General features: G+C 68.9%; 18 protein-coding genes and 2 riboswitches. Of the genes, 10 read left to right on the top strand and 8 right to left on the bottom strand.

The annotated features are described in order from the left end of the window. Positions 1 to 40: 40 nt before the first annotated feature. The 4 genes from AB4Y67_RS13140 to AB4Y67_RS13125 all read right to left on the bottom strand — a co-directional run bounded on the left by AB4Y67_RS13140 (position 41) and on the right by AB4Y67_RS13125 (position 3,317). On the bottom strand, positions 41 to 304 hold the full coding sequence (locus tag AB4Y67_RS13140; RefSeq protein WP_441406221.1) for a DUF4235 domain-containing protein: 264 nt from the start codon (positions 302 to 304) through the stop codon (positions 41 to 43). A 119-nt stretch (positions 305 to 423) separates the two neighbouring features. Then, complete coding sequence (locus tag AB4Y67_RS13135) at positions 424 to 1,740, bottom strand: ABC transporter permease (protein WP_441406220.1); 1,317 nt, start codon at positions 1,738 to 1,740, stop codon at positions 424 to 426. 6 nt (positions 1,741 to 1,746) lie between these two features. Beyond that, a complete protein-coding gene (locus tag AB4Y67_RS13130) occupies positions 1,747 to 2,679 on the bottom strand; it encodes an ABC transporter ATP-binding protein (protein WP_441406219.1) in 933 nt (310 codons plus the stop codon). A gap of 98 nt (positions 2,680 to 2,777) precedes the next feature. Further along, positions 2,778 to 3,317: a heme-degrading domain-containing protein gene (locus AB4Y67_RS13125; RefSeq protein ID WP_441406218.1), complete on the bottom strand. Its 540-nt coding sequence runs from the start codon at positions 3,315 to 3,317 to the stop codon at positions 2,778 to 2,780. 196 nt (positions 3,318 to 3,513) lie between these two features. Next, positions 3,514 to 3,657, top strand: a riboswitch (TPP riboswitch). A 65-nt stretch (positions 3,658 to 3,722) separates the two neighbouring features. On the opposite strand from AB4Y67_RS13125, the gene AB4Y67_RS13120 reads away from it, so the two are divergent. The 5 genes from AB4Y67_RS13120 to AB4Y67_RS13100 all read left to right on the top strand — a co-directional run bounded on the left by AB4Y67_RS13120 (position 3,723) and on the right by AB4Y67_RS13100 (position 9,826). Next, positions 3,723 to 4,364 (top strand): ECF transporter S component, encoded by a 642-nt coding sequence (locus AB4Y67_RS13120; protein WP_441406217.1) that lies wholly within the window; start codon positions 3,723 to 3,725, stop codon positions 4,362 to 4,364. Next, positions 4,364 to 6,079, top strand: a complete 1,716-nt coding sequence (locus AB4Y67_RS13115; RefSeq protein WP_441406216.1) for an ABC transporter ATP-binding protein — start codon at positions 4,364 to 4,366, stop codon at positions 6,077 to 6,079. The genes AB4Y67_RS13120 and AB4Y67_RS13115 overlap by 1 nt, the downstream gene beginning before the upstream one ends. Beyond that, positions 6,076 to 6,879: an energy-coupling factor transporter transmembrane component T family protein gene (locus AB4Y67_RS13110; RefSeq protein WP_441406215.1), complete on the top strand. Its 804-nt coding sequence runs from the start codon at positions 6,076 to 6,078 to the stop codon at positions 6,877 to 6,879. Before AB4Y67_RS13115 ends, AB4Y67_RS13110 begins: the two co-directional genes overlap by 4 nt. Before the next feature lie 105 nt (positions 6,880 to 6,984). Continuing rightward, positions 6,985 to 8,508, top strand: a complete 1,524-nt coding sequence (locus AB4Y67_RS13105) for a UDP-N-acetylglucosamine 1-carboxyvinyltransferase (protein WP_441406214.1) — start codon at positions 6,985 to 6,987, stop codon at positions 8,506 to 8,508. Positions 8,509 to 8,641: 133 nt separating this feature from the next. Further along, positions 8,642 to 9,826: a glutamate--cysteine ligase gene (locus AB4Y67_RS13100; RefSeq protein WP_441406213.1), complete on the top strand. Its 1,185-nt coding sequence runs from the start codon at positions 8,642 to 8,644 to the stop codon at positions 9,824 to 9,826. Positions 9,827 to 9,906: 80 nt separating this feature from the next. Here AB4Y67_RS13100 and AB4Y67_RS13095 read toward each other — a convergent pair whose 3' ends face one another. The 3 genes from AB4Y67_RS13095 to AB4Y67_RS13085 are packed head-to-tail and all read right to left on the bottom strand — an operon-like array spanning position 9,907 to position 11,792. Beyond that, entirely contained in the window at positions 9,907 to 11,115 is a 1,209-nt protein-coding gene (locus AB4Y67_RS13095; RefSeq protein ID WP_441406212.1) for an O-succinylhomoserine sulfhydrylase, read from the bottom strand. Further along, positions 11,116 to 11,526 (bottom strand): rhodanese-like domain-containing protein, encoded by a 411-nt coding sequence (locus AB4Y67_RS13090; protein WP_441406211.1) that lies wholly within the window; start codon positions 11,524 to 11,526, stop codon positions 11,116 to 11,118. Continuing rightward, on the bottom strand, positions 11,523 to 11,792 hold the full coding sequence (locus AB4Y67_RS13085; protein WP_441406266.1) for a DUF1737 domain-containing protein: 270 nt from the start codon (positions 11,790 to 11,792) through the stop codon (positions 11,523 to 11,525). The genes AB4Y67_RS13090 and AB4Y67_RS13085 overlap by 4 nt, the downstream gene beginning before the upstream one ends. Positions 11,793 to 11,853: 61 nt before the next feature. Then, positions 11,854 to 11,969: riboswitch (SAM riboswitch) on the bottom strand. A gap of 187 nt (positions 11,970 to 12,156) precedes the next feature. Between AB4Y67_RS13085 and AB4Y67_RS13080 the strand changes: the two genes are divergently transcribed. From AB4Y67_RS13080 to AB4Y67_RS13060, 5 genes are all read left to right on the top strand, one after another. Continuing rightward, a complete protein-coding gene (locus AB4Y67_RS13080) occupies positions 12,157 to 13,452 on the top strand; it encodes an NtaA/DmoA family FMN-dependent monooxygenase (RefSeq protein WP_441406210.1) in 1,296 nt (431 codons plus the stop codon). Between the two features lie 4 nt (positions 13,453 to 13,456). Then, positions 13,457 to 15,133 carry an aromatic amino acid ammonia-lyase gene (locus AB4Y67_RS13075; protein ID WP_441406209.1) on the top strand — a complete coding sequence of 559 codons (1,677 nt, stop codon included), beginning with the start codon at positions 13,457 to 13,459 and terminating at the stop codon, positions 15,131 to 15,133. Then, positions 15,093 to 16,145, top strand: coding sequence for a PLP-dependent cysteine synthase family protein (locus AB4Y67_RS13070; RefSeq protein ID WP_441406208.1), 1,053 nt, complete (start codon positions 15,093 to 15,095; stop codon positions 16,143 to 16,145). The genes AB4Y67_RS13075 and AB4Y67_RS13070 overlap by 41 nt, the downstream gene beginning before the upstream one ends. A gap of 267 nt (positions 16,146 to 16,412) precedes the next feature. Then, positions 16,413 to 17,357 (top strand): hypothetical protein, encoded by a 945-nt coding sequence (locus AB4Y67_RS13065; protein ID WP_441406207.1) that lies wholly within the window; start codon positions 16,413 to 16,415, stop codon positions 17,355 to 17,357. 43 nt (positions 17,358 to 17,400) lie between these two features. Then, entirely contained in the window at positions 17,401 to 17,997 is a 597-nt protein-coding gene (locus AB4Y67_RS13060; protein ID WP_441406206.1) for a glycosyltransferase family 2 protein, read from the top strand. A gap of 24 nt (positions 17,998 to 18,021) precedes the next feature. Here the strand turns inward: AB4Y67_RS13060 and AB4Y67_RS13055 are convergent, their stop codons facing one another. Continuing rightward, positions 18,022 to 18,984, bottom strand: a complete 963-nt coding sequence (locus tag AB4Y67_RS13055; RefSeq protein ID WP_441406205.1) for an aminodeoxychorismate lyase — start codon at positions 18,982 to 18,984, stop codon at positions 18,022 to 18,024. Positions 18,985 to 19,005: the final 21 nt, after the last annotated feature.

The following is a 19,005-nucleotide window of genomic DNA, read 5'->3' as shown; positions in this document are numbered from 1 at the left end:
GCCGGACCCCGCCCCAAGCCAGGCGCCTGAACGAGGCGCCTTAAACCACGTCTTGAGTCTTGGCGAAGCGCGTGATCGCGCGCTGGGTGCCGCGGTTGGCGAGGACCTGGATGATGGCGCTGACGGACGCTGAGATCAGCGCGAAGGTCAGGGCCGAGCGCAGCGTGGTGGGCACGTCGTCGTCGTTGCCCTTCGGCGGCTTGTTCCCCGTGGATTTTTCCCAGACGCTGTCAACGAGCTTGGTGCCAAGGAAGCCGGCCAACAGGCTGATGCCGGTGCCGAGCAGTTTGATGAAAATGTTCATTCTTCGCAACTCCTTGCGGGAGGAAACAGGGCTGCCCCTAGCCTAGCGTTCCCGGACCGGCGGTCCAGCCAAGGCGCAGCGTGCTGAGAACAACGCCCCTTGCCGTCGTCGGCGTTCTGTCATTTCCGGGCTGGTGCGGTGCGTTTCCGGAAGGTTCCGGCGATGGAGAGTTTGCTCGAGTATTGGATGGACCCGTACCGGAAGAGGTGGACTGCGAGCCGGAGGATGAGGAATCCGGCGATGAACAGTTCGGCGATGATGATCGTGGACTCAAGCGGACTGAGCGTGCCAAAGCTGTTGCGGAGCAGGGCGGTCACGGGGGCCGAGAGCGGGAAGTAGGTGAAGATCTGCACGATGGGGGCGCGCGGGTCGGAGATGATCAGGCTGATCGCGTAGAACGGGACGAAGATCAAGGCCATCAGGGGCCCGAAGATTGTGCCGGCGTCTTTGGCGGTGGGCATGATGGCGCCGATCGCGACCAGGACGCCGGTGAAGACGGTGAATCCGCCCAGGAGCAGCAGCGCCCCGACAATGATGGTTCCGGGCTCAAAACTGATCATCGACAGGTCCAGGTCCGGGATGGCGAGTTTGTCGCGGAAAAAGAGGAACGCCACAACGATCGGGGTCAGGAAGACCAGGATCTGGATGAGACCCACCATGAACAAGGCAATGACTTTGCCGGTGATCAGGGTGGTGGGGTTCAGGGTGGTGAGGATCATCTCGGTGACCCGGTTTTCTTTCTCTTCCAGGGTGCTGTTGAGCATCTGGTTGGAGAGCAGAATTATCGAGACGTAGAAGATCACCAGGAACATCAGCGGCGGGATGGCGGAGCCGAACCCGCCCGTGGTTTGGCCGTCCTTGAACGTTTTGGTCTCGGTCGTCACGTCGCCGCTGGCCGCTGCGGTGAGTTGCGGGGAGCCGATCGCGCCTTGGGCTGAGGCGGTAAGGAGCTGTTTGGCGACGGCGTCGTACTTGCCGTTTTCGAAGATCCCCTTGTCTGTGCCGTAGACCTTCACCGGCTGCGTGGCTGGGTCGACGGGGTAGGCGAAGTGCGCCTCGGTCAGTCCCTTTTTGACGTCCTGGAGCGCGGCGTCGGGGTCGGTGATTTTCGTTCCGCCCATGGCCGTGGCGATGTCCGGGGTGATGAGGCCGGAGTCGTCGGTGTAGGTGAAGGTCATGGCGGCGGTTTTCTGGGCGTCTTCGCTGGCTGCGGTGGAGGAGTTGCTCATGTAGATGAGCGCGAAAACGATCGCCATGATGACCGGGATGGACAGGGTCGCGATCCAGAAGCCGCGCTTTTTCATGGTGCGGGTGACTTCGAAGTCCACGACGGTGCGGAGGTTGTGCCGGGCGAAGGGCCGTTTCGGCGGTACCGGCGTGGACGGCGCCGGGGCGGGGGATTCGGGCGGGAGTTGGGTGGATGTTTGTTGTGCCATTGAAATCTAGACCTCCGCCATTTCGTGGTTCTCGCCGTACACCTTGATGAAGACCTCGTCCAGGGATGTTCTGGCGGTGGTGAAGGACTGAACGGCCACGCCGTGGTCGATGAGTTCGCGCAGGACCGCCGTTTCGTCCGCGCCGGGGCCGGGGGAGAGTTCAGCGGCGCCGCCGGCGTCGGTGACGATGTCGTACCGGGCAGAGGGCGGCAGGGTTCCGACGTAGGTGAGCCGGTAGACGGTCCCGCCGAATTGTTCCTGGACGTCCGCGACGGTGCCGTAGGCGCGGGAGGTGCCGTCCTTGAGCAGGATCACCCGGTCGCAGAGGCGTTCGACTTCCTCCATCTGGTGCGTGACCATGATGACGGTCGCGCCGGCGAGTTTTTGTTCCTCGATGATGTCCATCAGCAGGCGCCGGTTGACCGGGTCGAACCCCTTGGTGGGTTCGTCCAGGATCAGCAGCTCGGGGTCGTTCATGATGGTCACGCCGAGCTGGATTTTTTGCTGTTGTCCGCCGGAGAGCTTATCCAGGCGTGTGTTCGCCTTGTCGGCGAGACCGACGCGTTCCAGATACTCCCGCGACCAGGTCCTGGCATGGGTTTTGTCCAGGCCCTTGAGCCGGCCAAAGTAGACCATGACGTCCAGGACGGACTCTTTCTTGTAGAGTCCGCGTTCCTCGGGCAGGTATCCCAGCCGGGCACCGTCCTGCGGGGCGAAGGGCTTGCCGCCGATGTGGAGGGTCCCGGCGGTCGGCTGGTAGATGCCCAGCAGCGCCCGGAGGGTGGTCGTTTTCCCTGACCCGTTGCTGCCGAGGAATCCGAAGGTCTCCCCGGCCCGGACATCGAAGGAGAGGTCTTTAATGACCGTCGTGTCCCCGAAGTCCATCCTGAAGTCTTTGATGTGTACAAGCGGCTCCGCGGCCGCGTCCCCCAACGTCATGCCCACCACTCTAACCGGACACTCACCCGCTGGTGATCAACGGCACACCGCGCGGAACCCGGCAGGAAGCGGCGAACCGTCCGGGCCCGGCGTCCCAGTTAATTCCCGGCGCGGCCGAGGATGTCAGACAGGGCCTCAACCACCAGCTCATGGTCGGCCTTCTGCGGCAACCCCGACACTGTGACCGTGGCAACCATTCCGGTGCCGCGCACGTAGATGGGGAAGGCCCCGCCATGGGCGGCAAACTCCTTCTCATCGAACCAGGCGTTGTCCTCGATCATCCGCCCCGCGGACCGGGCCCGGAGTCCGACCAGCAGCGACGGGACCTCGTACCGCGCGGCCGTCCGCTGCTTGGCCCTGATCCAGCGTTCGTTGTCCGGGGTGGCGCCTTCCAGTGCCGCGTGGAATAGCACCTGCTCGCCCTTCGTGATGTCGATGGCGATCGGGTAGGAGCGCTGCCTGCCGAGTTCAACCAGGCGGAGCCCCAGATCCAGGGCGTCGTCTTTGCTGAAAGACGGGAACTGCAGTTCGTCCATTTCCGCCAGGATCCTGCCGATCAGTGCCGCCAGGGATCCGTGCGGCTGCGCTTCGGTCGAGTCCGGATCGTAGCCGGGGGAAGGAACTGGTGGGTTGGTCACGTGATTCAGCTTCCGTTAGTGAGCCGCCGTCGGGTGGCCATCAGGCCGCAGCGGTGTCCGGTGTTCCCATGCCCTGCCGACTCTACCAAGCAGGTGTCCGCAGGTCACCGGCGCCGACGCCGGCGGATTGTGACGGCCGGCCCCGGAAAGCAAGGACCCCCGGGTGTAAACTGGGCCACGCCCACAAGGGCTATTTTCAATACGACAGGGGAGCGCCGCCGTCGGGTATCACCGGAGAAATCCGGGGAAACCACAGGTGGGCGCTGAGAGTGCGGACAGCCGCAGACCCTCGAACCTGATCCGGTTAGTACCGGCGCAAGGGAGTCGAGTTCTCGGAGTGCCCAAGGCGGCGGCGGAAGCCGCGGCCCGGGGGCACTCTCCCCTCCTGTTCCTCAGGAGGACGATATGACTGATACATCTGCTGCATCTGCGAAACAGACGCGCACCCGGCGCAGCTACAACTGGCGCGTGGTGGACATTGTGGTGGCCGCGTTGATCGCGGTGGCCGGCGGCGTGATCTTCTGGGCCTGGTCCCAGGGCGCCAACCTCGTTTCCGTCCCGCTCAATGCGGTTTACCCCCCGCTGACCGGGCTCTACGCCGGCGGCTGGATGATTCCGGCGGTGCTGGGCATGCTCATCATCCGCAAGCCGGGCGCGGCAGTGTTCTGCGAAACCGTGGCCGCTACCGGCGAGCTGATCATGGGCTCGCAATACGGCGCCTCCGTGCTGTTCTCGGGCTTCCTGCAGGGCCTTGGCGCCGAACTGGTCTTCGCCGCGTTTATCTACAAGAAGTTCAACCTGCCCGTTTCCCTGCTGGCCGGAGCCGGGGCAGGGCTGTTCTGCGGACTGAACGATTCCTTCCTGCCGTGGGGCTGGAACATTGCCTACGAAGCCGCGGACAAGCTGGCCTACATCGCCTTCACCACCGTCTCCGGCGCCGTGATCGCCGGCGGACTGTCGTGGATCGCCACCCGGGGCCTGGCCCGGACCGGTGTGCTCAGTTCCTTTGCCTCCCGCAAGGCGGCCACGGAGCCCGTCTTTTCCTGATGCCCGCCTCCAACACATCCACCGGCAGCGGCGTCCGGCCGGCGGCGATCACCGCGCGGGGCTGGGGCTGGCGGCACGCCGGCCGGCTCCGGCCCGCCGTCAGCGGCCTGGACCTGGATATCCGGCCCGGGGAGCGCGTGCTGCTGCTGGGGCCTTCGGGCGCCGGCAAGTCCACGCTGCTCCACGCCCTGGCCGGGGTGCTCGGCGACAGCTCCGCCGGTGACGCCGGCCGTGCGACCGGCGGCGCTGACCTTACTGCCAGCGGCGCGGCCGGGGACGCGGACGAGTCCGGCAGCCTGCTGATCGACGGCGACGCTCCCCGCGCCCGGCGCGGCCGTGCCGGGCTGATGCAGCAGGACCCGGAGACCCAGGTGGTGCTCTCCCGCCTCGGTGACGACGTCGCCTTCGGCGCGGAAAACCTGTCCGTGCCTCCGGCAGAGATCTGGTCACGCGTCGCGGAAGCGCTCGACGACGTCGGGCTGGGCCGGCTGCCGCTGGACCACCCGACGTCGGCCCTTTCCGGCGGCCAGAAGCAGCGGCTGGCGCTCGCCGGCATCCTCGCGATGCGGCCCGGGCTGATCCTGCTCGACGAGCCGACCGCCAACCTGGACCCCGCCGGAGTGCTGGAAGTCCGGGACGCCGTCGGCCGCTGCCTGGACAAGACCGGAGCCACCCTGGTGGTGGTGGAGCACCGGGTCTCGGTGTGGAAGGACCTCGTGGACCGGATCGTGGTGCTGCAACCAGGATCGGCCACGGATTCCGCTGTGCTGATCGACGGACCGCCGGACCTGGTCCTGGCGCAGGCACGGGACATGCTCACCGCAGCCGGGGTCTGGGTACCCGGCTACGTGCCGCAGACCCGGGCGCGCGGTACACGGGCCGCAGGCACACGTGCCACCGGCCCGGAAGCCGCACAAGGCAATATCGCGGGGCAGCTGCTGCTGGCCGCGGAGGACCTGGCCGTCTCGCGGGAACGGCCGCGGCGGGCGGGGTTCCGCGGAGGATTCCGTCCCATTCCGCCGGAGCCCGTACAGTCCGGGATCACGGCCCAGGTCCGCGCCGGTGAGGCGCTGACCATCACGGGACCCAACGGGTCGGGGAAGTCCACCTTCGCCCTGACCCTCGCCGGCCTGCTGGCGCCGGTCTCCGGCACGGTGTCCGCCGCCCTGGACCTCAGCGCCGGCGCCGGGATCGATCCCTACCGGTGGAAGGCGCAGCAGCTGATCTCCCGGATCGGCACCGTGTTCCAGGAGCCCGAGCACCAGTTCGTCACCGGACGTGTGCTGGACGAGCTGATGTTCGGACCCCGGCACCTGGGCCGCGGCGGGGAACGCGTCGACGAACTGCTGGAGCGTCTGCGGCTGACTGATCTGGTGGACGCCAATCCGTACACACTCTCGGGCGGCGAAAAGCGGCGCCTGTCCGTGGCCACCGTCCTCGCCGCGCACCCGCAGGTGCTGGTCCTGGACGAACCCACCTTCGGCCAGGACGCCAACACCTGGGCCGAGCTGGCCTCCTTCCTCTCCGAACTGCTCGACGGCGGCACCGCCGTCGTATCGGTGACGCACGACGCCGAATTCAGCGAGGTCCTGGGCGGCACCACACTGAGCCTTCGCGCCCCGGAACACCGGGAACCTGGCCGGACGCCGGGAGTGCCGGAACCAGAACGCCGTAACCCAGAACACCGCGAACCAGGGAAGGTCCAGGCACCATGAGGCAGGAACTGACTCTGCGCGGCAACCCTGCGCTGCTGGCGCGCGCCAACCCGCTGGCGAAGTTCGCCGCCGTCATGCTCATCACCCTGGTGCTGGCGCTGTCCATCGACTGGGTGTCCGCGTCGGTGGCGCTCGCCTTCGAACTGGCGCTGCTTCCGCTGGCCGGCCTGACCCTTGGACTGCTCTGGCAGCGCGGCTGGCCCCTGATCCTCGCCGCGGCGCTGGGCGGCTGGAGCACCACGATCCTGGCGCCGGACAGCGGGAACATCCTGCTCGACGCCAGGATCTGGTCGATCAGCGAAGGGTCCCTCGAACTCGGGCTCGGCTTTATGATCCGCGGCCTGGCCATCGCGCTGCCGGCCGTCCTGCTGATGAGCTGCACGGATCCCACGGACCTGGCCGACGCCCTCGCGCAGAAAGCAAAACTGCCGCACCGCTTTGTTCTCGGCACACTCGCCGCGCTGCGCCTTGTGGGACTGATGGCCGAGGAGTGGCAGACCATCGGCATGGCCCGCCGCGCCCGCGGGGTGGGCTCGCACGGGAACCCGCTGCAGCGGCTGCGGGCCATCCTGGGGCAGAGCTTCGGGCTGCTGGTGCAGGCCGTCCGGCGCGCCTCGCGCCTGGCCGTCACCATGGAAGCCCGCGGCTTCGGCAGCGCACAACGGACCTGGGCCCGGACCTCAGTTTTCAGCGGCCTGGACGTTTGGGTGTTCCTGGGCGGCCTGCTGATCGCCGGAGCCGCCGTCGCGTCTGCCCTGGCGGCGGGGACCTGGAACATGGTCTTCCTGGCGCAGCAGTAGCACTGGTTATCGCACAGTACGGGTATCACTGTGAGATTAACGGCATTCCGGCGGGTTTGCCGCGGTTTGCAGTGGTTAATAAATCATGCGTGATATTTTCGGGGAATGACTCAAGAGACTGCTGAACACGTCGGAGCCCTGCTCCGCGACGCCCGCGGCCAGAAGGGCTGGACTCAGGGGCAGCTCGCTGCCGAGCTGGGAACCAGCCAGAGCGCCATCGCCCGGATGGAACAGGGCAAGCAAAACCTGAGCCTGAAAATGATCCAGCGGCTCGAGACCATCTTTGGCCGGAGCATCGTGAAGGTGGGACGGCCCGCCATGACGCACCTCCGGGTCGAGGGCGGCCGCACCCTGTCCGGTTCCGTGGACGTCAACAGCAGCAAGAACGCCGGCGTCGCGCTGCTGTGCGCCAGCCTGATCAACCGCGGCACCACCACGCTGCGGCGGCTCGCGCGGATCGAAGAGGTGAACCGGATCGTCGAGGTGCTGACCAGCATCGGCGTCGAATGCACGTGGCTCAACGCCAACGACCTGCAGATCCGGCGCCCCGCCGTGCTTGACCTCGACTCGATGGACGTGGAGGCCGCCCGCCGGACCCGCAGCGTCATCATGCTGCTGGGCCCGCTCCTGGACGAATCCAGCGAGTACCGGCTGCCCTACGCCGGCGGCTGCGACCTCGGCACCCGCACCGTGCAGCCGCACATGCAGGCGCTGCGCCAGTTCGGCCTCAGCGTCGACGCCAAGTCAGGTTTCTACGCCGTGCAGGCGCCGCCGTCGGACGGGCACGACCGCTCCTTCGTGCTCAGCGAACGCGGCGACACCGTCACCGAAAACGCCATTATGGCCGCCGCCCACCGCAGCGGCACCACCATCATCCGCAACGCCAGCCCCAACTACATGGTGCAGGACCTGTGCTTCTACCTGCAGATGCTCGGCGTGCAGATCGACGGCGTGGGCACCACCACGCTGAAGATCACCGGCCGCCCCGCCGTCGACGTCGACATCGAATACTTCCCCTCCGAGGACCCGATCGAGGCGATGAGCCTCATCACCGCCGGCATCGTCACGGACTCGGAGGTCACCATCCGCCGCGTTCCGATCGAATTCATGGAAATCGAACTCGCGACCCTGGAACAGATGGGCCAGTTGCTCGAAGTGTCCGGCGAGTACCTGGCCCGCAACGGGAGGACCCGGCTGGTTGACGTCACCACCAGGCCCTCGGAACTGCGCGCCCCCGAGGACAAGATCCACCCCATGCCGTTCCCCGGGCTGAACATCGACAATCTGCCGTTCTTCGCGGTCATCGCCGCTAACGCCACGGGCCAGACGATGATTCACGACTGGGTCTACGACAACCGCGCGATCTACCTGACCGAACTGAACAAGCTCGGCGCCCAGGTGCAACTGCTGGACCCGCACCGGATCTACGTCAACGGACCCACAAAATGGCGGGCAGCCGAGGTTGGCTGCCCGCCGGCCCTGCGGCCCGCGGCCTGCCTGCTGCTGGCGATGCTCGCCGCCCGGGGCGTCTCGGAACTGCGCAACATCTACGTGATCGAGCGCGGCTACGAGGACCTGGCCGAGCGCCTCAACACCATCGGCGCGAAGATCGAGTACTTCCAAGACTGAATGCGCTGAACCCGCTGAACAGCTCCAAGCAACGCGGGGCCACATCCCGCTCCTCCGGACGCCCCGCATGGGCCGGATCTGACCCCGCGTTGGACCTTGAGCGTTTCGGGGGTTCCTGACGCACAATAGATTTATGCGCACCTTCGGCGTGGAGGAAGAACTGCTCATAGTGGATCCCGAAACGGGGATGCTGCTTGCCCTGGCCGATGTCATGCTGCCCGTCCTGGTCCCGCCTAAGCAGGACGCCGCCCTGATTCTCCCCGGGCAGCAACCGGTCCATGAGGACGGCGCCGACTTCAGCTACGAACTCAAGCTCGAGCAGATTGAAACCCAGACGCGCCCCTGCCTGGACTACCCGGAGCTGCTCCGGCAGCTCAGGCAGGGCCGCGGCCGTGCGGACCGTGCCGCCCGGGCGCACGGCGGCCGCATCGCAGCCCTCGCCACGTCTCCGCAGGGCGCCGCCACCCACCTGACGCCGAAGCAGCGCTACATGACCATGCAGCAGCGCTTCGGGCTCACGGTCCGGAACCAGCTGACCTGCGGGCTTCACGTCCACACCCTCGTGGAGTCCCCGGAGGAAGGCGTGGCGGTGATGGACCGGATCCGGGACAAGCTCGCCGTGCTGATAGCGCTCAGCGCGAACTCCCCCTACTGGAATGGCGCCGAAACCGGGTTCGAAAGCTACCGGACCCAGGCGTGGAACCGCTGGCCCGGGTCCGGCCCCACCATGATCTTCGGCAGCCTTCCCGTCTACCGGAGGGTGGTGACCCGGCTCGTGGAAAGCGGCGTCCTGATGGACGAGGGGATGGTCTATTTCGACGCCCGGCTGGCACGGCATCATCCCACCGTGGAGATCCGCGTCGCCGATGTCTGCCTGCGGGCCGAGGACGCGGGGCTGATCGCAGTGATCGTGCGTGCCCTGGTCGAGTCAGCGTCCCGGGAATGGAACGACGGCGTCGAACCCGCCCCGGTGCCGACCCTGCTGCTGCGGATGGCGGCCTGGCAGGCCAGCAACTGCGGACTGCGCGGGGAGTTGCTGGACTTTGGAACGTTCACTCCGGCCCCGGCCGCGGACGTGGTCTGGTCGCTCGTGGACTTCGTGGCCCCCGTGCTCGAGGAGCAGGGCGAGTTGGATCTGGTCCGCGAGGGCGTCGGCCGGATCCTGGCGGAGGGCTCGGGTTCGCAGCTGCAGCGGGAGCCGTTCCACGCGGGCGGGCTCGCCGCCGTCGTCGAACGGGCGGTCGAGGTGACCACGGAGGGAACCGCGGGCGACCAGGCTGACCAGGGGACGTCCCTGAGGCGGATCCGCCAGGGCTGAGCGGGCCCGCCGCCGAGTGCGCATTTCGCGGCAATGTGTTCAGGAAACACTGCCGCGAAATGCCAACTCGCGGCGGAAACCTAGACCTGCTTGAGCGCCTGGCCCAAGTCGCGGACCAGGTCCTCGATGTCCTCGAGCCCCACGGAGAGGCGCACCACGCCGTCACTGAGGCCGATTGCCGCGCGGCCCTCCGGCCCCATGGCGCGGTGCGTCGTGGTGGCGGGATGGGTGATGAGGGACTTCGAATCGCCGAGGTTGTTGGAGATGTCGATGATCCGCAGCGCATCCAGCAGCGCGAAGGCGGCCTCCTTCGCCGAGCGCCCGGCGGACGGGGAGAGCTCAAAGGTCAGCACGGTGCCGCCGGCCTTCATCTGCCGGGCGGCCAGATCGTACTGCGGGTGCGACGGCAGCAGCGGGTACTTGACCCAGCTGACCGCGGGCTGCTCCTCAAGCCATTCCGCCAGCCGCAGCGCGGAAGCGGAGGAATGGTTCACCCGCAGGGCCATGGTCTCCAGCCCCTTGGTCAGCACCCACGCGTTGAACGCCGAAAGCGCCGGCCCGGTGTGGCGCATGAGCTGCTTGACCGGGCCGTCGATGAACTCCTTGGTACCCAGGATCGCGCCGCCGAGCACCCGGCCCTGGCCATCGATGTGCTTGGTGCCGGAGTAGACGATCACGTCCGCGCCCAGCTCCCCGCAGCGCTGCAGCAGGGGAGTGGCAAAGACATTGTCGACGACGACGGTCGCCCCGGCGGCGTGCGCCAGGTTGCTCACGGCGGCGATGTCCACGATTTCCTGCATCGGGTTCGACGGCGATTCGAAGAAGACCGCCGTCGTGGGTTCCGACAGTGCGGCGCGCCACTGCTCCAGGTCCGGGCCGTCCACGAAGACCGTCTCCACACCCCAGCGGGGAAGGATCTCGTTGAGGATCACGAAGCACGAGCCGAACAGCGAGCGGGCCGCGACCACCCGGTCGCCGGCGGCCAGCAGGGCGCCGAGGGCCGTGAAGACGGCGGACATTCCCGAGGCGGTGGCGAAGCAGGCCTCGGTGCCTTCGAGCAGCCGGAGCCGTTCCTGGAACGTGGCCACCGAGGGGTTGCCGTAGCGGGAGTAGACGAAGCGTTCGTCCTCGCCGGTGAACGCACGCTCGGCGGCGGCCGCGGATTCGTAGACGAAGCCGGAGTTCAGGAAGATCGGCTCGGACGTTTCCTGGAAGCCGGTGCGGTCGAGCCCGCCGCGGACGGCCTGGGTGTCGGCGCTCCAGCCGGCGGCATCGGGGTTGAAGGCCACTTAGTGCTTTCCGAGGTTGGTGGGCAGGCCGCGGTTCTTCCAGCCGTTGACGGTGCGCTCCCCGTAGCGGTCCGGTCCGCCTTCAAAGCCCTCGAGAACGTTGTAGGAGGTGAAGCCGGCCTCCGTCGCGGCGATCGCGGCGGCGATCGAGCGGGCGCCGGAACGGCACAGGAAGACCAGTTCGGTGCCCGGCTCTTCGGGGGCCTGCTGTTTCAGCTGTTCCACGAAGCGCGCGTTGGGGATGCCGCCGGTGAGGTTCCACTGGATGAACAGCGGATCGTTGTCGGTCTCGTTGGTGTCCGGGATGCCGATGTGGGCCCATTCGCCCTCGGTGCGCACGTCCACCAGGATGGCGCCGTCCTCCAGCTTGGCCCAGGCCTCCTGCGGGCTGAGGTCTCCGGCGTAGCTCACGCGTGGCCCTCGCCGTCGAACTCCAGGTCATCCACGGCATTGGCGACGGCGGCATCGGCGCTGGCGATCGCGGCCGGCAGCACCACGGCCTGGGCCACGATGACGCTGCCGCCGTTGGACGTGACGGCCGGGCCGCCGTGCAGCACATAGCCCTCGGCCAGGGCGGCCGAGACGCGCTCGCAGAAGGCGCGGTCATCGGGGCCGGTGAACAGGCGGTACGCCAGTCTCTCCCCGGCAGCGGGGACGGCGGGGGCCGGGGCTGGCACTGTACGGGGTGCTGTATCGGGGACAGCGGGGGCGGACGCGTCAGGCACGACGGATCTCCTTCTTTCACGCTTGCAGCTCGAATTGGTCGATATGCCGAGTATTCACCTGAGGCACCCCGCCGCGAAAGGGAGGGTTGCCGACCGGCCAGTCAGGGCTTGGCGCCGGTTCTCATTACTCACCAAAAACGTAACACCCGCGACGCCGGCCGGCACCGCCGCCGTCGTCATGTTAGGTAACGGAATCCGCCGGAGTGCGGGGACCCATCCGGCGGTTCCGGGGGGATAATGACGGGAGGTGAAGTCCCTTTACGCCGGATGAAATCAGGTGGCCGTGAACGCCTCGGATGCCCCTACAGTCGGTCCCATGCTGCATTTTGGGTGGTTTGTGGGCCACGGCTTCGGCGTCCAGGGCTGGGGAACCCCCGGCTACGGGATCGGCTATGACTGGAAGAAGCCGGCGCTGTACCAGGACGCGGTCCGGGCCTTTGAACGTTCCTGCCTGGACCTTTTCATCATCGAGGATTCCCTCACCGTCCCGGACACCTACAGCGGCAGCGCGGAAGTTTCCCTGGCGCAGGCGTCCTTCGCGCCGAAACACGATCCGCTGGCCCTCGTGCCGTACCTGTTCTCCGCCACGAGGCACCTGGGCATCGTGCCCACGATCAGCGCCTCCTTCTACCCGCCGTTCACGGCGGCGAGGCTGCTGGCCACCCTGCAGCACTTCTCGCACGAACAGCTGGGCTGGAACGTGGTGACCTCCGGCAGCGACCTCGCTGCCCAGAACTACGGCCTGGACCAGCAGATCGAACACGACCGGCGCTATGAGAAGGCCGAGGAATTCGTGGATGTGGTCCGCCGGCTGTGGCGCAGCTGGGAACCGGACGCGATCCGGGAGGACGCAGGCGGGGGCATTTTTGCGGACCACACCAAAGTCCACCCGATCCACCACGACGGCGAGTTCTTCAAGGTCCGCGGGCCGCTGAACACGGCACCATTGCCGGAGGAACCCGTGCTGGTGCAGGCAGGGGCCTCCCCGCGGGGCAAGGCCTTCGCCGGGGGCAACGCCGACGTCGCGATTGCGCTCGCCCGGGGAGCGGACGGGATGAAGGCCTACCGGGACTCCATCCGGGCGGAGGCCGCCGCCGCCGGCCGGAACCCGGATGACGTCAAGGTGCTGTTTGTCCTCAAGCCCACGGTGGTCGGCTCGCGGGCGGAGGCGGAGGAGCTGCGGGCCCGGCGCCGGGACCTGACGCAGCGGGACATCGACAGCCAGCTCAACTCCATCTCCTACCTCTCCGTCATCGACTTCAAGCAGTTCGACCTCGACGCCCCGCTGCCGGAGCTGCACACCAACAGCAACCAGGGCACCCTCGACCACTTCACCAAGGCCGCGCCGCCGGGTTCCACGCTGCGCCAGCTCCTCCAGGCCCGCAGCGGCGGCGCGGGGGACAGCATCATCGGCACGGCCGAGGAGATCGCGGACTACCTCGAAGAGACCGGGGCGCAGGTGGGCGGCGACGGGTTCCTCTTCTCCGGGTTCGTGGACCCCGCGACGGTCCACGGCGTCCTGGACCGGCTGACCCCCGTGCTCCGCCGCCGGGGGCTGATACGGACCAGCTACGGCGACGGCGGCCTCCGCCGGAACCTGCGGGACTTCTAGCGCCATGACCGACCAGCCGGCCGCCGCAGCGTCCTTCCTCATCGGCACGGCCCGGCTGCACGCCCGGGAGGTCGCCGCGGCGGCCGCCGACCCCTCCGTGCGGGTGGTCCTGAGCGAACAGGCCCTCGAAGTGCTGGGCCGCTCCCGGGAAGTGGTCCAGCGGGCCATTGAGTCCGGGCACAAGGTCTACGGCCTCAACACGCTGCTGGGGTCCGGCCGCGACACGGCAGTGGCCGAGGAATCAATCCTCGCCTACCAGATCCAGGTGGTCCGCTACCACGACAGCGGCGTCGGCGGGCTGCTGGACGCCGCCGAAGCCCGCGCCACGGTCCTTGCCAGGCTGATCGGCTTCAGCCGCGGAGGCTCGGGGGTGCGCCCGGAGACGGCGCGTTTCTACGCCCGGCTGCTCAACCGCGGTGTGCTTCCCGCGATCCCGCGCGACGGCTCCGTGGGATCCTCGGACCTGACCCAGCTCGCCGCCGTCGCCGCCGTCGCCATCGGGGAGGGACAAGTCCTCTCTCCGGACGGGCCGCCCGTCCCCGGCGGGGAGGCGCTCGCCGCCGCCGGGCTGGAGCCCCTGGCCCTGGCACCGGGGGAAGCACTGGCCCTGGTCAGCGCCAACTCCTACTCGATCGGCGTGGGCGCGCTCCTGCTGGGACGGCTCCTGCGCCTGGCGGACCTGGCCGACACCGCGCTGGCGCTCTCGCTGGAAGCGACCGCACGGTACGACGGCGGCGGGAACCTCAGCCCCTTCTCCGCGGCCGTGCAGGCGGCCAAGGCCGTCGACGGCCAGGCTGTCTCCGCCGGCAATGTCCGCCGGCTGGTCCGCGGCGGCTGGCTGGAGCAGGACGGCCGGGACGCCTCAGTGCAGGATGCCCTGTCCTTCCGGGCCGCACCGCAGACCCACGGCGCCTTCCGCTGGCAGCTCGGCGCCCTCGAGGAAGCCCTCGAAGTGGAGCTCAACGGACAGGGCGACAACCCGCTGACCGACCTGGCCTCGGGCCGGATGGTGTCCGGCGGGAACTTCCAGCCTATGCAGCTGGCCCTGGCCTTCGAAGCCCTCCGGCTGGGCCTGGCGCACCTGGGGATCAGCAGCGAACGCCGGATCGCCAAGCTCTATCCGCCGCAGCGCCGGATCCGGCAGCAACACCTCGCCGCTGCCGGGGACGGCGCCGCCCTGGCGCGGGAGGAGCTCCCGGGCCTGCTCTGGTACTCGGCGGCCGGGCTGCTGGCCGAGCTGAAGACCCTGGCGGCGCCGGCCACGCTCGGGGCGCCCACCCTGTCCGCCGACGTCGAGGACCACTCCACGCTGGCGCCGCTGGCCCTGCAGCAGCTCGAACGCTCCGCCGAGGCCGCCGAGAAGCTCTTCACCATCGAGGCGCTGACGGCGGCCTACCTGCTGTCCCGGGCCGGCGACGCTACCGCTACCGGTGCCGGTGCCCGCGCCGGTGGGGGTCCCGGGGCGGCCGGGACCGGAGAGCGGCCGCTCGGGGCGGGGACGGGCGCCATCCAGGCACGCCTTGAGCGGGTGCTGGCCCACGGCGCCTCCGGCGGGCTGACGGCGTCCGCGCTGCTGGACGCGGCGCGCGATGATCTGCACTCCGCGCTCGCGGAACGTGCCACAGGGGAGGGGGAAAGCCATGACGGGGAAGCACACGGTCGCGGAGAAGCTGCCCAATGACGCGGATGCCGTCCTGGCCCAGGTGGGCGGCACCCCGCTGGTGCGGCTGAGAACGATCACTAAGGGCCTGGCCAGCGCGGTCTACGTCAAACTCGAATCGGAAAACCCGGGCGGATCGATCAAGGACAGGACGGCCCTGAGTATGGTCCGGGCAGCCGAGCGGAGCGGGGCGCTGCAGCCCGGCGCCACGATCGTGGAGAGCACGTCGGGGAACACCGGAATCGGGCTTGCCCTGATCGGGGCCCTGACCGGCCATCCGGTGGTTGTGGTCACGGGTGACTCGATTTCCGCCGAGAAGCTGGCCGCCCTGCACCGTTACGGTGCCCGGGTGGTGATTACGGACTGGGATGCGCCGTCCGGATCGCCGGAGAACGCGCGCGCGGTGGCGGCACGGATCACGGCGGAGACACCGGGGGCCTGGCGTCCGCTGCAGTTCGACAACCCCGCCAACCCGCAAGCGCACTACGACACCACGGCGCCGGAGATCTGGGAGCAGACGGGCGGCGCGGTCACGCATTTTGTCGCCGGGGTTGGCACCGGCGGCACCATCAGCGGCACCGGCCGCTACCTCAAGGAAAAATCGGCGGGCCATGTCGAGGTGATCGGCGCCGATCCGTTCGGCTCGGTCTACAGCGGCGGCCATGCGGGGCAGATCCTGGTGGACGGGGTGGGGAACACCTGGCCGGAGGCCGACTGGCCGAAAGCCTTCAACCGTTCCACGGTGGACCGCTTCCTGCGCATCCCGAACGACGAGGTCTACACGACGGCGCACCGGCTGCTGAACGATGAGGGCCTGTCACTGGGACCGTCCTCCGGACTCGCCGTGGCGGCCGCCCTTCGGGTGGCGCTCGCCGCGCCGCACGGCTCGGTGGTGGTGGCCATCGCCCCCGACGCCGGCAGCAACTACCTGAGCAAGGCCTTCAACCCGGTGTGGCTGGCCGAAAACCATATCCGGGTGGCGCCAGACGTCGCGGAGGAGCTGGCGGAACCGAGTACCGGCCGCCGGACCTAAGTACCCGGCGCCCGGGCGACAGCTCCCGCCCCCCGCCAACTCCGAGTAGCCGCTACTCGGGTATTCCAGGCGACCCCCGCTTTTACTGAAGGGGCACGTCCCACAGTGCCCAGAAAGTCTCATGCGCCACGAAACTCGCCGGGGGGCCATTCACATGATGTCAATCCACGTTCCGCGCACCACCGTCATTGGTGGTGGCCAGCAGGAAAGCAGCCACGCCGCCGCATACGGCCCGGCCGGCTGGCGGCACCGGGGAACGGGGCGGCCATGAAGCCCAGGGTCCTGCTCACCGGTGCCGGCGGCTCGGCCGGCCGGGCCCTGGCCGGGCAACTCAAATCCCGCGGTATCCCCGTCCTGGGCGCTGATATCCGCGAGCTTCCCACCGGTGCCGGCATCACCGTGGTGCCGGTGCCCGCGGCCACCGACCCGGAGATGGTCTCGGCGCTCCGCCGCCTCGTCACCCGGGAGCGCATCAACCTGGTCATCCCGACCGTGAGCGCGGAACTCCCCCTTCTCGCGGCGTACCGCGCCGCCTTCGGCACCGGCGTGCGCGTCATCATCGGCGAACCCGGGCCAGTGTCCGTCGCCCACGACAGGCTCTTCACCGCCTGGCAGCTGCAGTCCGCGGGCATACCCGTTCCCCGCTTCGGCGTCCCCAGTGACTTCGCCGATGCGGACGCCGCGATGGCTGCGCTGGGCGGCCCCGTCGTCGTCCGGCCCAGGCAGTCCGGCGGGGAGCGCCCCGCCTTGGTCATCGACCGCAGCTCAGACTTCCCCTGGCACCGGCTGCCGGAGGGCCAGATTGTCCAGGAGCTCATCCCCGGCGCGGGGTACGCACCCATGGTCTTCGGCAGTCCGGCGCACAACGGATGCGAGCCGTTCGTCGTCGTCGTGGAAAAGACCGAACTGGACCGCGGCGCTGTGGGCAAAGCGGTCGCGATGCGGCGCGTGGACGCGGACGAAGCCATGGACGTGGGCAACGTGGCCATGGCCGCAGTGCGCTCGCTGGGACTGACAGGGCCCGCGGATGTCGATGTCCGCCGCCGCGCGGACGGGACCCCGGTGGTCCTTGACCTGAAGGCCCGTTTCGGCGCGAACAGCTGGCGTGCCCCGGAACTGCTCGACGCCGTCCTGGCGTGCTGCGTGCTGCCGGCCTTCAACCCGGCGTCCTTTACGGGAGCCGCCGGAGCGGGCGTCAGTGCCCTGGTCTGATCCGCGCCGCGCGGGGGCCACGCTGTGGGACCAATGGCCCAGCGTGTCCATCATTGTCCCAGCCTGCAACGCCGAGGCCAGCATCGCCGCGTGCGTCCGGTCCATCCAGCTCACCCGCTACGAGCGCTGGGAACTTGTCCTCGTCGACGACGGCTCCACGGACTCAACAGCGGAACTCATGGCGGCACTGGCCGCCGCGGACCCGCGGATCAAACTCGTACGGCAGGCCCGGTCGGGTAGGTCCGCGGCGCTGAACCTCGGCAGCCACCATTCCGCTGGAGACGTCCTCATTTTCGTGGATCCGGAGGCGAGTGTTTCCCGGCGGACCGTGGACCGGCTCCTACAGGGCTTCCAGGACGAAAGCACAGGCGCCGTCGTCGGAGATAACCGGCCGGCGGACGGCGCGCCGTGGCCGGGGAGGCTGCTGCCCGGGACGAGCCATACGGTCCGCAGCCTGGTCCGGCAGGCCCTTAGCGCGGCCGGGCTGGCCCCCGCCAGCCGAATCGTGGCCATGCCCCGACGGATCCTCGACGTCGTGGGCCCGTTCCCGGAGGGCGTCCGGAACGAGGTCAATGCCTTGTCCTGGCGGGTACGCAAAGCCGGCCGCCGGGTCGGGTTCGTTCCCCAGGCGTGGTCCTAGCCGGGTCCTGGACCGGCAACGGGTCTACTCGATCGTGGAGTAGAGGGCGTTGAGCTCTGCCGTGAGCTGCCGGCGCAGCTCCGGGGTGCCGATTTCCTTGCCGTCGATGTGGTTGACGGGCGCCAGCAGCCGGATGCTCGAGATCAGCCAGACGGCGTCGGCGTCGTACAGGTCGTGGGGCTCCAGCGGGCCGTAGCCCAGCTCCCAGCCGGCGGCCTTGGCCGCGGTGAACAAGGCGCCCTGCGAGGTGCCGGGCAGGATTCCGCTGTCGAGCTGGGGGGTGATGAGGCGCCGGACGGTGCGGACGCCGCCGGCGCCGTCGTCGGAGGTCTCCAGGTGCGCGAGCAGCACGGTCGACGTCGGGCCCTCCAGGACCCGGCCGTCCGAGGAGGTGAAGATGACGTCGTCCGCGCCCTGGGCGTGGGCGTAGCGGAGCGCGGCCATGTTGACGGCATAGGAGAGCGTCTTCGCGCCCATAAGCAGCCACGGCGCACGTTCCCCGACTTCGCTGTCGTAGCCGCGGTCCAGGAGGATCACATCGACCCCGGTCTCGCGCTGCCGCCGCCCGGCGGGGCCGGGGGCGGACGCCTGGACCCAGCAGGTGGATGCGGCCGCGGCTTCGACCCCGCGGGTGACGAGCAGCTTGACCACGAGTTCGTCGTCGGTGCCGGCCTCGGCCCCCGGCAGGTGCTGGCTGCGGTATTCGCTGATCGCCGTCGCGATGGCGCGGCGCCAGGCTTCCTCCGCGGGGATGTCCAGGTCCAGCAGCCGCGCGGATCCGGCCAGCCGGTCCAGATGCGCCTGGAGCTTGCGGGGCCGCCCGCCGACGGCCAGCAGCGACTCGAAAACCCCGTCGCCGCGGGTGGCGCCCTGGTCCGTCGCCATCAGCTGCGGCTTGGACGCATCGGCCAGCCGGCCCTCTTCGAAGGCTGGGTCGAGGAAGACCAGCACCGTGGCGTGGGAGGGGGCGGCGGCAGGAGAACTCATGGCTTCAGCTTAGTGCGGCGG

The organism is Arthrobacter sp. YAF17 (assembly GCF_052113365.1).
GTDB lineage: Bacteria > Actinomycetota > Actinomycetes > Actinomycetales > Micrococcaceae > Arthrobacter.
Note: the sequence above shows the minus strand (reverse complement) of the source record. Positions and strands in the feature narration are given on the sequence as shown.

Bases quoted from the DNA above. Each gene is read 5' to 3' on its own strand.
- AB4Y67_RS13105 (WP_441406214.1), top strand. From the start codon at position 6,985: ATGACTCAAGAGACTGCTGAACACGTCGGAGCCCTGCTCCGCGACGCC.
- AB4Y67_RS13110 (WP_441406215.1), top strand. From the start codon at position 6,076: ATGAGGCAGGAACTGACTCTGCGCGGCAACCCTGCGCTGCTGGCGCGC.
- AB4Y67_RS13115 (WP_441406216.1), top strand. From the start codon at position 4,364: ATGCCCGCCTCCAACACATCCACCGGCAGCGGCGTCCGGCCGGCGGCG.
- AB4Y67_RS13100 (WP_441406213.1), top strand. From the start codon at position 8,642: ATGCGCACCTTCGGCGTGGAGGAAGAACTGCTCATAGTGGATCCCGAA.
- AB4Y67_RS13080 (WP_441406210.1), top strand. From the start codon at position 12,157: ATGCTGCATTTTGGGTGGTTTGTGGGCCACGGCTTCGGCGTCCAGGGC.
- AB4Y67_RS13075 (WP_441406209.1), top strand. From the start codon at position 13,457: ATGACCGACCAGCCGGCCGCCGCAGCGTCCTTCCTCATCGGCACGGCC.
- AB4Y67_RS13135 (WP_441406220.1), bottom strand. From the start codon at position 1,740: ATGGCACAACAAACATCCACCCAACTCCCGCCCGAATCCCCCGCCCCG.
- AB4Y67_RS13140 (WP_441406221.1), bottom strand. From the start codon at position 304: ATGAACATTTTCATCAAACTGCTCGGCACCGGCATCAGCCTGTTGGCC.
- AB4Y67_RS13130 (WP_441406219.1), bottom strand. From the start codon at position 2,679: ATGACGTTGGGGGACGCGGCCGCGGAGCCGCTTGTACACATCAAAGAC.
- AB4Y67_RS13070 (WP_441406208.1), top strand. From the start codon at position 15,093: ATGACGGGGAAGCACACGGTCGCGGAGAAGCTGCCCAATGACGCGGAT.
- AB4Y67_RS13055 (WP_441406205.1), bottom strand. From the start codon at position 18,984: ATGAGTTCTCCTGCCGCCGCCCCCTCCCACGCCACGGTGCTGGTCTTC.
- AB4Y67_RS13065 (WP_441406207.1), top strand. From the start codon at position 16,413: ATGAAGCCCAGGGTCCTGCTCACCGGTGCCGGCGGCTCGGCCGGCCGG.
- AB4Y67_RS13120 (WP_441406217.1), top strand. From the start codon at position 3,723: ATGACTGATACATCTGCTGCATCTGCGAAACAGACGCGCACCCGGCGC.